General features: G+C 61.9%; 14 protein-coding genes. 9 read left to right on the forward strand and 5 right to left on the reverse strand.

The window, feature by feature from the left end; all coding sequences use genetic code 11:
• Positions 1–82: 82 nt before the first annotated feature.
• Complete coding sequence (gene bioB, locus ACODRW_RS10265) at positions 83–1,066, reverse strand: biotin synthase BioB (protein WP_107797787.1); 984 nt, start codon at positions 1,064–1,066, stop codon at positions 83–85.
• Between the two features lie 144 nt (positions 1,067–1,210).
• Between bioB and ACODRW_RS10270 the strand changes: the two genes are divergently transcribed.
• The 3 genes from ACODRW_RS10270 (at position 1,211) to ACODRW_RS10280 (ending at position 3,431) form a co-directional block, all read left to right on the forward strand.
• Positions 1,211–1,921: a double zinc ribbon domain-containing protein gene (locus ACODRW_RS10270; RefSeq protein ID WP_488905676.1), complete on the forward strand. Its 711-nt coding sequence runs from the start codon at positions 1,211–1,213 to the stop codon at positions 1,919–1,921.
• A 40-nt stretch (positions 1,922–1,961) separates the two neighbouring features.
• Entirely contained in the window at positions 1,962–2,426 is a 465-nt protein-coding gene (locus ACODRW_RS10275; RefSeq protein WP_081555202.1) for a tRNA (cytidine(34)-2'-O)-methyltransferase, read from the forward strand.
• 132 nt (positions 2,427–2,558) lie between these two features.
• The gene (locus ACODRW_RS10280; RefSeq protein ID WP_107797786.1) at positions 2,559–3,431 is read left to right on the forward strand and encodes a septal ring lytic transglycosylase RlpA family protein; all 873 of its coding nucleotides are present in this window, start codon (positions 2,559–2,561) and stop codon (positions 3,429–3,431) included.
• A gap of 179 nt (positions 3,432–3,610) precedes the next feature.
• On the opposite strand, the gene yihA is transcribed toward ACODRW_RS10280, so the two are convergent.
• On the reverse strand, positions 3,611–4,243 hold the full coding sequence (gene yihA / locus ACODRW_RS10285; RefSeq protein WP_107797785.1) for a ribosome biogenesis GTP-binding protein YihA/YsxC: 633 nt from the start codon (positions 4,241–4,243) through the stop codon (positions 3,611–3,613).
• A gap of 91 nt (positions 4,244–4,334) precedes the next feature.
• Here yihA and ACODRW_RS10290 point away from each other — a divergent pair, with 91 nt between their 5' ends.
• The 6 genes from ACODRW_RS10290 to ACODRW_RS10315 all read left to right on the forward strand — a co-directional run bounded on the left by ACODRW_RS10290 (position 4,335) and on the right by ACODRW_RS10315 (position 10,763).
• The gene (locus tag ACODRW_RS10290; RefSeq protein WP_107797784.1) at positions 4,335–4,952 is read left to right on the forward strand and encodes a c-type cytochrome; all 618 of its coding nucleotides are present in this window, start codon (positions 4,335–4,337) and stop codon (positions 4,950–4,952) included.
• A gap of 167 nt (positions 4,953–5,119) precedes the next feature.
• Positions 5,120–7,138, forward strand: a complete 2,019-nt coding sequence (locus tag ACODRW_RS10295; protein WP_107797783.1) for a cytochrome c biogenesis protein ResB — start codon at positions 5,120–5,122, stop codon at positions 7,136–7,138.
• Positions 7,138–8,283 (forward strand): c-type cytochrome biogenesis protein CcsB, encoded by a 1,146-nt coding sequence (ccsB, locus tag ACODRW_RS10300; RefSeq protein ID WP_107801571.1) that lies wholly within the window; start codon positions 7,138–7,140, stop codon positions 8,281–8,283. Before ACODRW_RS10295 ends, ccsB begins: the two co-directional genes overlap by 1 nt.
• Positions 8,284–8,419: 136 nt before the next feature.
• Positions 8,420–10,000 (forward strand): TerC family protein, encoded by a 1,581-nt coding sequence (locus ACODRW_RS10305; RefSeq protein ID WP_227106442.1) that lies wholly within the window; start codon positions 8,420–8,422, stop codon positions 9,998–10,000.
• On the forward strand, positions 9,987–10,346 hold the full coding sequence (locus tag ACODRW_RS10310) for a GIY-YIG nuclease family protein (RefSeq protein ID WP_227106440.1): 360 nt from the start codon (positions 9,987–9,989) through the stop codon (positions 10,344–10,346). The genes ACODRW_RS10305 and ACODRW_RS10310 overlap by 14 nt, the downstream gene beginning before the upstream one ends.
• A 75-nt stretch (positions 10,347–10,421) precedes the next feature.
• Positions 10,422–10,763, forward strand: coding sequence for a hypothetical protein (locus ACODRW_RS10315; protein WP_199225780.1), 342 nt, complete (start codon positions 10,422–10,424; stop codon positions 10,761–10,763).
• 203 nt (positions 10,764–10,966) lie between these two features.
• On the opposite strand, the gene ACODRW_RS10320 is transcribed toward ACODRW_RS10315, so the two are convergent.
• From ACODRW_RS10320 to ACODRW_RS10330, 3 genes are read right to left on the reverse strand one after another with little or no spacing between them, the layout of a single operon-like run.
• Positions 10,967–11,701 (reverse strand): amino acid ABC transporter ATP-binding protein, encoded by a 735-nt coding sequence (locus ACODRW_RS10320; protein ID WP_107797780.1) that lies wholly within the window; start codon positions 11,699–11,701, stop codon positions 10,967–10,969.
• A 5-nt stretch (positions 11,702–11,706) separates the two neighbouring features.
• Positions 11,707–12,381 carry an amino acid ABC transporter permease gene (locus ACODRW_RS10325; RefSeq protein ID WP_107797779.1) on the reverse strand — a complete coding sequence of 225 codons (675 nt, stop codon included), beginning with the start codon at positions 12,379–12,381 and terminating at the stop codon, positions 11,707–11,709.
• The gene (locus ACODRW_RS10330; RefSeq protein ID WP_474455403.1) at positions 12,378–13,118 is read right to left on the reverse strand and encodes an amino acid ABC transporter permease; all 741 of its coding nucleotides are present in this window, start codon (positions 13,116–13,118) and stop codon (positions 12,378–12,380) included. The genes ACODRW_RS10325 and ACODRW_RS10330 overlap by 4 nt, the downstream gene beginning before the upstream one ends.
• Between the last annotated feature and the right edge of the window lie 132 nt (positions 13,119–13,250).

A 13,250-nucleotide genomic window follows, 5' to 3' on the forward strand; every position in this document is an offset into this window, starting at 1 on the left:
GGAAACCGGCCTCGCCGTCCGCCCAAGCTATTCCTTATATATACATTTTTTACATCGCCCGCGAATCCGCCGCCCAAACCGCTCAAAGCGGCGTCAGATCAAGCTTTTCCAGCAAGAGCCGGTCGGCGTCCACCTCGGGGTTGCCGGTGGTCAACAGCTTGTCCCCGTAGAAGATGGAATTGGCCCCGGCCAGGAAGCACAAAGCCTGCGTGGACTCATCCATTTCACGGCGTCCGGCGGACAATCGCACATAGGTTTTGGGCATCACGATGCGGGCCACCGCGATGGTGCGCACAAACTCGGTCCAGTCCAGCGGCGCGGCGCCTTCCAGCGGCGTGCCCTCCACCTTGACCAGCTTGTTGATAGGCACCGATTCCGGTTGCGGCTCAAGATTCGCTAGCTGTGCAATCAGACCTGCGCGATCGTTGCGGGTTTCATTCATGCCAACAATACCACCGCAGCACACCGACAGACCGGCGCTGCGTACTTTTCCCAAAGTGTCGAGGCGGTCTTCGTAGTCGCGCGTGGCAATGATATCGGAATATTTGTCCGGCGAGGTGTCCAGATTGTGATTGTAATAATCCAGGCCCGCCGCCTTCAGTTTTTCCGCCTGGCCTCCCTTCAGCAAACCGAAAGTGGCGCAGGTTTCCAGGCCCAAGGCTTTGACTTCCTTGACCATTTCCAAAGTTTTCTCCAAGTCCGCGTCCTTGGGGCCGCGCCAGGCCGCGCCCATGCAAAAGCGGCTGGCGCCGTTGGCCTTGGCCGCGCGCGCGGCGCTCAAAACTTCATCAACCGTCAGCATCGGCTGATTGGGCACCGGGGTGTCGTGATGCGCCGATTGCGGACAGTAGCCGCAGTCCTCCGGACAGCCGCCGGTCTTGATGGAAATCAGCGTGGACAGCTGCACTTTGGCGGGGTCGAAAAACTGACGATGAATCTCGGCCGCGCGAAACACCAGCTCCATGAAGGGCAGCGCCAGCAGGGTTTCGATTTCCGCCACAGTCCAGCTGGGAGACTCCGGGTGCGGGGTGGCGGAAGGCTTGAATTCGATAGCGGAAGAATGCATGGTCTATCCTGGCTGTGGTCGCTGTCCGGCGATGGAAGACCTTGATCAGGCAAGGATAATTCCGGCTTGCGCCGTCAGGACCGTCAGAGTGCCACGCCCGGCCGGGCGTGGGGCGAATCAGCGCATCTTGCTGGGGAGGGCGCCATGCTGTCAAACCTGAAAAGCCTCATAATTGACAAGTGCACAATATTTAATCAACCATGCTGGCTCTGCGGGGATTGGCGGGCAAGCCGGGGTTTCTGCGCGGACTGCCGCCGCCGGCTGCCGGCGCTGCCGTCCGCGCAATGCGCGCGCTGCGCCGACCCCCTGCCGGTTTCCGGCCTGTGCGGCCAATGCCAACGCCACCCGCCCGCCTTCGACGCGCTGTACGCGCCCTACTGCTTCGACTACCCGCTCGCCGAGCTGATCCACGCCTTCAAATACGGAAAACAGCTGCAGATGGGCGCGGCGCTTAGCGGCCTGCTCGCCGATTTCGCCCGTCCGCGCCGCCAAGACTATCACCTTGTCATTCCCGTTCCACTGGCAAAAGAACGACTTGCCGAGCGCGGTTTCAATCAAAGTCATGAGTTGGCAAAAGCATTCGCTGCTACAATGGCGAGCTGTTTGAGCGCCGAGGTTTGTTGGCGAAAATACAACACTCCGTCCCAGGCCTCGCTCGGGCGCGCCGAACGCCGGAAAAACCTCCGCCATGCTTTCGGCGTAAATTGCCGCTGTGACGGGCTTTCCATCGCCATTGTCGATGACGTCGCCACCAGCGGCGCCACCCTGTCGGCGCTGGCCGAAATTTTGAAAAAACAGGGGGCAAAACGGGTCGATGGCTGGGTGCTCGCCAGGGCCTTTTCTCCTAAAACTTGACCAAGATTTTGATTCTTTGGAACAATCCAGGCTGCCAACGATGTTCACTGTAATTCTTTTTCAGCCGGAAATACCGCCCAACACGGGCAATGTGATTCGTTTATGTGCCAACACCGGCTGTGAACTGCATCTGGTCAAACCCATGGGCTTCCCTTTGGAGGACGCCAAGCTGCGACGCGCGGGACTCGATTACCACGAGTACGCTCGCGTAGTGGTTCATGAGGATTGGGCGGCTTGTCAAGAGACTTTGCGCGGACGGCGTATTTTCGCCGCCACCACCAAGGGCTCCGAGCGCCATGACCGGATATCCTATCAACCTGGGGACGTTTTTTTGTTCGGTCCCGAATCCCGCGGTCTGCCGCCTGAAGTGCTGGAGTCTTTGCCTCCGCAGCAGAGGATTCGTTTGCCGATGCGTCCAGAATCAAGAAGTCTCAATCTTTCGAACGCGGTCGCGGTGACGGTGTTCGAGGCTTGGCGACAGCTCGATTTCGCAGGGGGAAGCTGAAGCGGTTCGCAGATCGGCCCAACAAGGGACTCTGGAAAGCCTGGACTTGGCGCTTGCAAGCAAGCGCGAAGCGCCGACGTTGAAACGGCGCGCCAAGGTTTTGCAGTGGTTCCGACAGCATAAGGGAGATCTATGCAATCAGTACTCCGATGGCTGTGGCTTGTGTTCGTCAGTCTCGTACTCGTGGCCTGTTCCACCGTGAAGACGGCCAGCGCCACCAACCAGTCGGCGTCCTCGTCGACCGGCAACAAGAAGACCGTTGCCAAGAATGGAGCTTATTTCCAGAACGATGGTCCCGCGGACCATATCCCGGTCAACCTGAACCTGGTGCCGGACGCCGTGCCGCAGGAAGAGCCGCTGATCAAGTCGGCCAATCTGCCCTACACGGCGCTGGGGATGAGCTTCCGTCCCGACACGCGCGAAAAGCCCTATCAAGCCACGGGCCGCGCCTCCTGGTACGGCAAGCAGTTCCACGGCCGCAAGACGTCCTCCGGCGAGAAATACGATATGTTCGCCATGACCGCCGCCCATCCTACGCTGCCGATCCCGAGCTACGCCCGGGTCACCAATCTGAACAACGGCAAATCCGTGGTGGTGCGCGTCAATGACCGCGGCCCCTTCCACAAGAGCCGCCTGATGGACCTGTCCTACGCGGCGGCCTACCGCCTGGGCTTCATCAAGCAAGGCAGCGCCAAGATCGCCATCGAACGCGTATGGCCGGACGCCGGCGGCGAGAACATCGCCAGCACCCGTCCCGTCAACACCGCGCGACGCGTAGAAGACACGCCCAAGTATCTGCAACTGGGCAGCTTCTCCAAACTGTCCAACGCCGAGGCGATGGTGCAGAAAATGCTGGGCGAGATGGACGACAAGTACGAGTCCAAACTTGGCATCGTGAATCAGGAAGGCGTCTACAAAGTGCGCCTGGGGCCTTTCCGCTCCAGCGACGCGGTGCGCAACGCCGCCGAGAACCTGCACGTGGAGACCGTAGTCACCAGCTTGTAAGCCATCAAGCCGGGTTCATGACAAAGGCGAAGGAGAAATCTCCTTCGCCTTTTTCGTTTCCGCCGCCGATAAAAAACCCCGGCAAGCTGCTGCCGGGGTAAGCCTGATCAATCCAGGCCCCGCTCAGGGAGGCAAGCGGGAGGTGTTGGCCACCTGCTTGTTTAGGTGGGGGCCTGTTCCTAAAGTTCCGGCGGCGCGGCCTCGTCCGCGGCCGGCTGTCCCATGTACTGCTCGAACCAGCCGTTCACCACCCGCTCCACGTCCTCTACCCCGCTTTTCTTCAGGCTGGAGAACATCTGCACGCTGACGTCCGGATAGTCTTTCAGCTCGCTCTTGACCAGGGCCAGCACCTTGGATTGCTCCTGGCGCGACAGTTTGTCGGCTTTGGACAACAGGATATGCACCGGTCGCCGGTTCACCCGGAAGAACTCCAGCATCTTGCGGTCCAGCTCTTTCAAAGGATGGCGCGCGTCCATGATCAACAGCAGACCGATCAGGCTCTGGCGCGACTGCAGATAGCGTCCTAGCAGTTCCACCCAGTGCGCGCGAACCGCTTCAGGCACCTCGGCATAGCCATAACCGGGCAAATCGACTAGAAAACATTCGTTACCCAGCTCAAAAAAATTGATGTGCTGAGTGCGGCCCGGCGTCTTGGACACCCGCGCCAGGCGGCCGTGATTGGCCAATGTGTTGATGGCGCTGGACTTGCCGGCATTGGAGCGTCCCACGAAAGCGACCTCCGCTCGGGTAGGCGGCAAGTCCTTCATGTGGTTGACGGTGGTATAAAATCGGGCGTTTTGAAAAGTCGACATAGTAGTAAGGGTGAAATCAGTTGGTATAGAATAGCAGGTTTGAAATTGCCACTTTTACAGATATTTAGGGATAGCCCCTAAAGGAGCGACCATGAAACGTATGATGCTGTTGGCGATGGCGGCTGCAACCCTGGCCGGAAACGCGTTGGCGGCTGCGCCGGTAGCCGTCAAGGCGGACCCGGTGAAGGCCAAACAGATCGTAGAAACGGTTTGCGCGGCTTGCCACGGCACTGACGGCAACAGCGTAGCCGCGGCCAACCCCACGCTGGCGGGTCAGAACGCGCACTATCTGTACACCCAGTTGAAGGCGTTCAAGGCCGGCGTGCGCAAGGACCCGACCATGCTGGGTATGGCCTCCATGTTGTCCGAGGACGATATGCGCAATGTCGCCGCCTACTACAGCGAGCAAAAGCCGAAGGACCGCGAAGCCTCCGACAAGGCGCAAATGCCGCTGGGCGCCAAGATTTACCGCGTCGGCAACGCCGGCACTCAGGTTCCCGCCTGTATGTCCTGCCACGGTCCCGCCGGCAAGGGCCTGCCCGACCAGTATCCGCGTCTGGGCAGCCAGCACGCCGGCTACATCGTCAAGCAGTTGAACGAATTCAAGGGCGGCGCGAACCGCAAGAACGGCCCGATGCAGGACATCGCCAATCGCATGAGCGACGCCGAAATGAAAGCGGTGGCCGAATACATTTCCGGCTTGCGCTAAGCGTTGAGCAGCCCGGCCGCATCGGCCGAGCCTGACGGCCCCTCAGGGGCCGCCCCTGCGGGGGCTCCGCCGCCCGCGCTCCGGGGCGCGCCGGCAACTTTGCCCGGCACGCCGGCTCAAAAGGGAAGACCCGTCCACGGGCTTTCCTTTTTGCACTTTACGCCACTATGAAAAAAACTAGCCGCAACAGCCTGGCTCACGCCTGGTATGAGTTGCTCAGTTCGATGCGATTCGCCATCGGCCTGCTGACCATCTTGGCCATCGCCTCGGTGATCGGGACGGTTCTGAAACAGAACGAACCCTATCCCAACTACGCTTTCGAGTTCGGGCAATTCTGGTTTCAAGCGTTTGAATGGCTAGGCTTGTACGACGTCTACCATTCGGCGTGGTTCCTCACCATCCTCACCTTCCTGGTGCTGTCCACCAGCTTGTGCATTCTGCGCAACGGTCCCGGCTTCATCAAGGACATGCGCGCCTACCGCGAAAAAGCCTCCGACAACTCCCTGGCGGCGATGAAGCACAGCGTCAGCTTCCAGGCCGAAGGCTTCGACGCCGACGCCGCGCGCGCCTATTTGCAGGCGCAAGGCTTCCGCCTCAAGGAGCAGCCTCGCGCCGACGGCGGCCTGGTGCTGGCGGCCAAGAAGGGCGCGGCCGGCAAGCTCGGTTATTTCTTCGCCCACATCGCGCTGGTGGTGATCTGCATCGGCGGCCTGCTGGACGGCAACCTGCCGCTGAAAATCGGCGAGCTCACCGGCCGCGTGGTGCCGGAGACCCGCGACGTGCCGCAAAACCAGATTCCGGCGGCCAGCCGGCTGGGCTCGAACAATCTGTCCTTCCGCGGCAACGTCACCATCGCGGAGAACAAGAGCGCCGACGTCACCTTCCTCAACGCCGGCAACGGCTATCTGGTGCAGGAACTGCCCTTCATCATCACCCTGAAGAAGTTCCACGTCGATTACTACAGCAACGGCATGCCCAAGCTGTTCGCCAGCGACATCGTGGTCACCGACAAGGCCAGCGGCAAAACCACCGAGGCCACGGTCAAGGTCAACCATCCGCTGATCGTCGACGGCATCGCCATCTACCAGTCCAGCTTCGGCGACGGCGCGTCCCCGCTCAAGTTCAAGGCCTGGAATCTGGCCGCGCCGCAAGCGCGTCCGACCGAGATTCCGGCGGTGTCGATGTCCAGCCAGCCGCTGAAAGCCAACGGCAAGGACTACACGCTGGAAGTGGGCGAGCTGCGCGTCTTCAATATCGAAAACATCGGCAAGCCGCAGGAAGGCCAGCGCACGCTGTCGCAGCGCATGCACGACGCGCGCGAGGTCAAACAGGACAAGCAGCTGAAAAACCAGGGCCCGTCGATCAGCTTCAAGCTGCGCGACGCCCAGGGCCAGGCGGTGGAGTTCATGCATTATATGGCGCCCATCCAGCAGGACGGCGCCAGCTATATGATGGCCGGCGTGCGCAAGACCGTGGCCGAACCGTTCCAGTACGTGCGCATCCCCTTGGACGAGGAGATGAGCGTGGAGCGCTTCATGCGCCTGCGCGCCGCCTTGCTGGACCCGGCGCGTTACGACGAGATCGCCCGCCGCGCCGCGCACAAGGCGCTGAAAGGCGACGCCATCAGCCCGGCGATGCAGCAGCAGTTCACCGACAGCGTCAAATGGGTGCTGGCGCGCTTTGGCGACAGCGGCTTCGTCGGCCTGGAGAAATTCCTGGACGACCGCGTGCCGCAGGACAAACGCCAGGCGGTGGCGCAAACCTATATCAAGATCCTGCAAGGCGCGGTGGTGGACGTGATGTCGGTGGCCGACGAAAAAGCCGGCCTGCCGCCGATGAAGCTGGACAGCGAGCATTACCGCTTCTTGCTGGACAGCCTGGTGGCGGCCAGCTCGCTGCACGACTACGGCGCGCCGGTCTTCCTGCAGCTGGAAGGCTTCGAGCAAGTGCAGGCCTCCGGACTGCAATTGACCCGCTCGCCCGGCAAGACCTTGGTCTATCTGGGCTCGGTGCTGCTGGTTTTCGGCATCATCCTGATGTTCTATGTGCGCGAGCTGCGCCTGTGGGTGCGCGTCAACGGTTCCAAAGTACGGGTCGCGATGACGTCAAACCGGCATAATCGCGATCTGGACGGCGACTTTGCGCGCCATACTCAACTTATCAAACAGCTGGTACGAGGTGCATGATGGAACTGGCCCACGCTTCTTTCTCGCGGCAGCCGCTACTGAAACGGCTGACCCCGGCCGACTGGCTCTACGCGCTGCTGGTGCTGGCCGCCGCCGGCTACAGCTACGCGCTGTACAACCATTACATGGACGGCTACGAACAGGCCATCCTGGCCGGCTCCGCGCTGGGACTGATCGGCCTGGGCTGGTTCTGGAAAGCCTGGCGCTGGTTCTTCCCGCTGGCCGGCTGTATCTCGCTGCTGGCGATCCAGGTGTATCAGCACGAGCTGGCGCGCGGCCAGACCGCCTTCCTGCTCAAATACATGCTGTCCAGCCAATCCTCCATCATGTGGATGTGCACGCTGTTCTTCCTGGCCGCCTTCTCGTATTGGGCCGGCTTGCTGACCCGCTCCGACACGCTGAACCGCATGGGCAGCGGCCTGACCTGGGCCGCGTCGGTCATGGGTCTCGCCGGCCTGTTCACCCGCTGGTACGAAAGCTATCTGATCAGCCCGGACATCGGCCACATCCCGGTCTCCAACCTCTACGAAGTCTTCGTGCTGTTCACGCTGATCACCGCGCTGATGTATCTGTACTACGAGGCCAAGTACGCGGCGCGCCAGATGGGCGCCTTCGTGCTGCTGGTGATCTGCGCCTCGGTCGGCTTCATCCTGTGGTACACCTTCGACCGCCAGGCCCATGAGATCCAGCCGCTGATCCCGGCGCTGCAATCCTGGTGGATGAAGATACACGTGCCGGCCAACTTCGTCGGCTACGGCGCCTTCGCCATCGCCGCCATGCTCGGCATCGCCGAACTGCTGGCGTTGAAGGGCTGGCTCAAGGACAAGCTGCCGCCGGCCGAAGTGCTGGACGAGGTGATGTACAAGGCCATCGCCGTCGGCTTCCTGTTCTTCACCATCGCCACCATTCTGGGCGCGATGTGGGCCGCCGACGCCTGGGGCGGTTACTGGAGCTGGGACCCGAAGGAAACCTGGGCCTTGATCGTGTGGCTGAACTACGCCGCCTGGCTGCACATCCGCCTGGTCAAGGGCTGGCGCGGCGCGCCGCTGGCATGGTGGGCGGTGGTGGGCTTGTTCGTCACCAGCTTCGCCTTCCTCGGCGTCAATATGTTCCTGGCCGGCCTGCATTCCTACGGCGGCTTGTAAACCGCCTCCCGAGCCACCCCGCCTCGGCGGGGTTTTTTCTTGCCGCCGCGGCCGGGCGCAATGGATTTTTGTTAATCGCGCCCCGACTGTGCTATTTTTACCCCGTTTTTATCTATAAGGAATCTTCGTTTTCATCATGGACGTTTCGTGGCTGTCTGACCCTTCCGCCTGGCTTGGCCTCCTCACGCTGATCATCCTGGAGGTGGTGCTGGGCGTTGACAACCTGATCTTCGTCGCCATCCTGGCGGAAAAGCTCCCCCCGCACCAACGCGACCGCGCCCGCATCACCGGCCTGTCGCTCGCCCTGATTATGCGTCTCGTGCTGCTGGCCAGCATCTCCTGGCTGGTGACGCTGACCTCGCCGCTGTTCCACGTGCTCAGCCAGCCCTTCTCCGGGCGCGACCTCATCATGCTGGGCGGCGGTGTATTCCTGTTGTTCAAAGCCACCACGGAACTGCACGAACGCCTGGAAGGCGTGGATGAAGTGAAGAGCAACGGCCAGAAGGCTTACGCCGCCTTCGGCACCGTCGTCGCCCAGATTCTGGTGCTGGACGCGGTATTCTCCATCGACTCGGTGGTCACCGCCATCGGCATGGCCGAACACCTGCCGGTGATGATGCTGGCCGTCATCGTCGCCATGCTGATGATGATCGCCGCCAGCAAACCGCTGACCGCCTTCGTCAACGCCCACCCCACCGTGGTGATGCTGTGTCTGGGCTTCCTGCTGATGATCGGCTTCAGCCTGGTGGCGGAAGGCTTCGGCTTCCATATTCCCAAGGGCTATCTGTACGCGGCCATCGGCTTCTCGGTGCTGATCGAAGCCTTCAACCAGGTGTCGCAGGCCAATCGCATCCGCTACCTGAACCGCAACCAGTCCTTGCGCGAACGCACCGCCAACGCGGTGCTCAGCCTGATGGGCAGCAAGCTGACCAGCCCCAGCGCCGACGAAGGCAAGGTGGAGGACAGCAAGGACGCCGAGCCGCAGGAAGCTTTCGCCCAGAACGAACGCGCGATGATACACAGCGTGCTGACCCTGGCCGAGCGGCCGATCCGCGTGATCGCCACGCCGCGCGCCGACGTGCACCGCCTGGACCTGAGCCAAAGCCAGGATGCGCAGCGCAAAGTGCTGCGCGACAGTCCTTACTCGCGGCTGGTGGTGATCAAGGACGGCAGCATCGACGAGCCTCAAGGCATCGTCGCGCGCAAGGACTTGCTGACCCAGTTGCTGGACGGCGGCGAAATGAATATCGACGCCGCGCTGCGCCAGCCGCTGGTGCTGCCGGAAACCGTCACCGTGCTCAAAGCGCTGGAGAGCTTCCGCCAGCACTCGGCGGACATGGCCTTCGTGGTCAACGAGTTCGGCAGCCTGGAAGGCATCGTCACCCAGAAGGACTTGATGGAGGCGATCGCCGGCGAGTTTCCGGAGGAACACGAGCGTCACGAACTGCCGGCCATCGTGCCGCAGGCCGACGGCAGCTTCGACGTGGAAGGCAGCCTGGAACTGGTGACGCTGGAGCAGCACATCGTGCTGGGCGACTTCGAGGACGAAGACTTCCACACCGTGGCCGGCCTGCTGATGGACTGCCTGGAGCGCATTCCGCGCGAAGGCGATGAAATCACCGTCGGCGAATGGAAGCTGCGCGTCACCGTGCAAAAGGGCAACCGCACCGAACGGGTGCTGATCAGCCCGCTGGCCAATCTGGATGCCAGCATCTAAATCCGCCGACGCGCGGGACACGCAGGGCCGGGCTTCCCCCCGGCCCTGGTTTTTATATGTGCTGCGCTGCCGCGACGGCGCGCTCTACACCGGCGTCACCACCGATGTGGCGCGCCGCTACGCCCAGCACGCCGCCGGCAAGGGCGCGCGCTACACCCGGCTCAACCCGCCGCAGGCGCTGGCCCTGGTGCTGGTCTGCGCAGGCCGCTCCGAGGCGCTGAAGGCCGAATACGCGTTCAAGCGGCTAGACCGCGCCGCCAAACTGGATTTTCTGAACCGCCATGCGCCCGCGGACGGAGATTTCTTAGTTTTCATGTCTAAGCCCGCCGCGGGCAACACAGATTAAACAGCCTTAACAAACACTTGCCCTGCCCCCTTCTAGGATGACATCTGGCAATCATTGCCATCCCAGGAGATCAAGATGAAAACGAACGCTCGCCCCCTGCTGCTGACCGGCCTGCTCGCCGCCAGCCTATTGCTCGCCGCCCAGGCCCGGGCCGAATCCGAATGGCAGAAGGAGCATCCTCGCCGCGAGGAAGTCAATCAGCGCCTGCATCATCAGGACCGCCGCATTCACCGCGAACTGAAGGAAGGCAAGATCAGCCGCGACGAAGCGCGCAAGCTGCACGGCGAAGACCGCGACATCCGCCAGCAGGAGCAGGACATGGCCAAGCTCGATCACGGCCACATCACCAAGCAGGAGCAAAAAACGCTGAATCAGGAAGAGAACCAGGTCAGCCAACAGATCAAGAACGGCAACTGATCGCGCCGTCCAAACGAAAAGCCCGCCAAACGGCGGGCTTTTACTTTGACCAGAACCTGGCTTAGAACCTGTTTACGATCTGCTGCGCGTCGGCGATACGGCGTTGAAACCAAGCTCAAAATGCTCATGTACCCGTGTACATTCCGCTTTTTCTCTCGTTTTCGCCTTGTCTCGCCTTAGCTCGCGAGATCGTGAATAGGTTCTTAGTGCTGCAAGATCTTGGACAGGAAGTGACGGGCGCGCTCGGAACGGCCGTCCAGATTGCCGAAGAACTCGTCCTTGTCGCAATCCTCCACGATATGGCCTTGGTCCATGAAGATCACGCGATTGGCCACGCGGCGGGCAAAGCCCATCTCGTGAGTCACGCACATCATGGTCATGCCCTCGTGCGCCAGTTCGGTCATCACGTCCAGCACTTCGTTGATCATCTCCGGGTCCAGCGCGCTGGTGGGCTCGTCGAACAGCATCGCGATCGGATCCATCGCCAGCGCGCGCGCAATCGCCACCCGCTGCTGCTGGCCGCCGGACAGCTGGCTGGGAAACTTGTCGGCATGCGCCTTCAGCCCCACCCGGTCCAGCAATTTCAAGCCCTTGTCGCGCGCCTCGTCCTGGCTGCGGCCCAGCACCTTGACCTGGGCGATGGCCAGATTCTCGGTAATGGACAGATGCGGGAACAGTTCGAAGTGCTGGAACACCATGCCCACGCGGCTGCGCAGCTTGGGCAGATCGGTCTTGGGCGCCCCCACCGAAATGCCGTCGACGATGATCTCGCCCTTCTGGAACGGCTCCAGCGCGTTCACGCACTTGATCAGGGTGGATTTGCCGGAGCCGGACGGCCCGCACACCACCACCACCTCGCCCTTGGCGACCTGGGTGGTGCAATCGGTCAGGACCTGGAACTGGCCATACCATTTGCTGACTTGCTTCAGGGAAATCATTGCGCTCATACAGCCAACCTCTTTTGCATACGCTTCACCAGCCGCGAAGCGCCGAAACTGATCACGAAATAGACTGCGCCGGCAAACAGCAGGAACTCATGCGGCAAGCCGACGACGTCGCCCTTGGAGCGGGCGGTGTTGAGAAAATCCATCAAGCCGACAGCGTACACCAGCGAAGTGTCCTGGAACAGGATGATGGACTGTTGCAGCAAGAGCGGCGTCATCTTGCGAAAGGCCTGCGGCAGGATCACCAGACGCATCACCTGGCCGTAATTCATGCCCAGCGCGTAGGCGGCGCCGGCCTGACCCTTGGGAATGGCCTGGATGCCGGCGCGGACGATCTCGGAGAAATACGCCGCCTCGAACATCACGAAGGCCACCAGGCAGGAAGTGAACGCCCCCACCGGCTCGAAATTGCCGGTGATCCAGTTCAGCAACAGCGGCACCACCAGGTAGAACCAGGAGATCACCAGCAATAGCGGAATCGAACGGAAGTAATTGACGTAGAACTTGGCCAACGGCGCCAGCACCCGGTTGTCGGACAGCCTGGCCAGCGCCAGCAGAGTGCCCAGCACCACGCCGCCCACCACCGCCATCACCAGCAGCTTCAGCGTCAGCTGCATGCCCTGCCACAGTCCCGGCAAGGCCGGGCCGATCTGGCTGAAATCGAAATCCATCATTTGCCCCCCATCATGCCGGGAATGCGCACCCGCTGTTCAATCCAGGCCATCAGCGTCATCAGGCTCATATTGAGCACAAAATAGATGATGGTGGCCAAGGTAAAGGCCTCGAAGATGTTGGCGGAGAACTCCGCGGTCTGCTTGGTCTGCGCCAGCAGTTCCATCAGGCCGATCAGCGAGGCCACCGAGGAGTTCTTGAAAATATTCAGAAACTCGCTGGTCAGCGGCGGAATGATGATGCGGAAAGCCTGCGGCAGCAACACGTGGCGATAGGTTTGCGCCAGGGAGAAACCCATGGCCAGCGAAGCGTTGCGCTGCCCCAGCGGCAAGGCTTCGATGCCGGTGCGCACCTGTTCGCACACCCGCGCCGCGGTGAACAGGCCCAGACACACCACCACCGACAAGAAGGCGGATGTGGCCGGCGCCAGGTCCTGCTTGAACCAGGCCTGCGCGCCCTCGGGCAGCAGGTCCGGGATCAGGAAGTACCAGACGAATAATTGCACCAGCAAGGGCACATTGCGGAACAACTCGACATAGGCGGCGGCGATGCCGGCCACCCAGCGATTCGGCACCGTGCGCATCACGCCCAGCACCGAGCCCAAGGCCAGGGCGATCGCCCAGCCGGCCAGCGCCACGGCGATGGTCCAGCCCAGGCCGGTGACGAACCAGTTCAGATAGATCTCGCTACCCACCCCGGTGGACTTGAAAAACACCATCCAGTCCCAGTGGTAATTCATGCTTCACTCCCACAACGCCAGCCCGCCGGGCGCGCTCATGCGCAGGCGGGCCGCGGCCGGCGCGAACGCCCGGCCACACACAAAGAAAGCGGGTACGGCCGCGCGCCCCGGGCTCCGCGCCAGACAGCGGGG

It is taken from the genome of Chromobacterium sp. FG89, from assembly GCF_057808735.1.

Coding starts and splice junctions, on each gene's coding strand:
- bioB (WP_107797787.1), bottom strand. CDS start 1,066: ATGCATTCTTCCGCTATCGAATTCAAGCCTTCCGCCACCCCGCACCCG.
- ACODRW_RS10270 (WP_488905676.1), top strand. CDS start 1,211: ATGCTGTCAAACCTGAAAAGCCTCATAATTGACAAGTGCACAATATTT.
- ACODRW_RS10275 (WP_081555202.1), top strand. CDS start 1,962: ATGTTCACTGTAATTCTTTTTCAGCCGGAAATACCGCCCAACACGGGC.
- ACODRW_RS10280 (WP_107797786.1), top strand. CDS start 2,559: ATGCAATCAGTACTCCGATGGCTGTGGCTTGTGTTCGTCAGTCTCGTA.
- yihA (WP_107797785.1), bottom strand. CDS start 4,243: ATGTCGACTTTTCAAAACGCCCGATTTTATACCACCGTCAACCACATG.
- ACODRW_RS10290 (WP_107797784.1), top strand. CDS start 4,335: ATGAAACGTATGATGCTGTTGGCGATGGCGGCTGCAACCCTGGCCGGA.
- ACODRW_RS10295 (WP_107797783.1), top strand. CDS start 5,120: ATGAAAAAAACTAGCCGCAACAGCCTGGCTCACGCCTGGTATGAGTTG.
- ccsB (WP_107801571.1), top strand. CDS start 7,138: ATGGAACTGGCCCACGCTTCTTTCTCGCGGCAGCCGCTACTGAAACGG.
- ACODRW_RS10305 (WP_227106442.1), top strand. CDS start 8,420: ATGGACGTTTCGTGGCTGTCTGACCCTTCCGCCTGGCTTGGCCTCCTC.
- ACODRW_RS10310 (WP_227106440.1), top strand. CDS start 9,987: ATGCCAGCATCTAAATCCGCCGACGCGCGGGACACGCAGGGCCGGGCT.
- ACODRW_RS10315 (WP_199225780.1), top strand. CDS start 10,422: ATGAAAACGAACGCTCGCCCCCTGCTGCTGACCGGCCTGCTCGCCGCC.
- ACODRW_RS10320 (WP_107797780.1), bottom strand. CDS start 11,701: ATGATTTCCCTGAAGCAAGTCAGCAAATGGTATGGCCAGTTCCAGGTC.
- ACODRW_RS10325 (WP_107797779.1), bottom strand. CDS start 12,381: ATGATGGATTTCGATTTCAGCCAGATCGGCCCGGCCTTGCCGGGACTG.
- ACODRW_RS10330 (WP_474455403.1), bottom strand. CDS start 13,118: ATGAATTACCACTGGGACTGGATGGTGTTTTTCAAGTCCACCGGGGTG.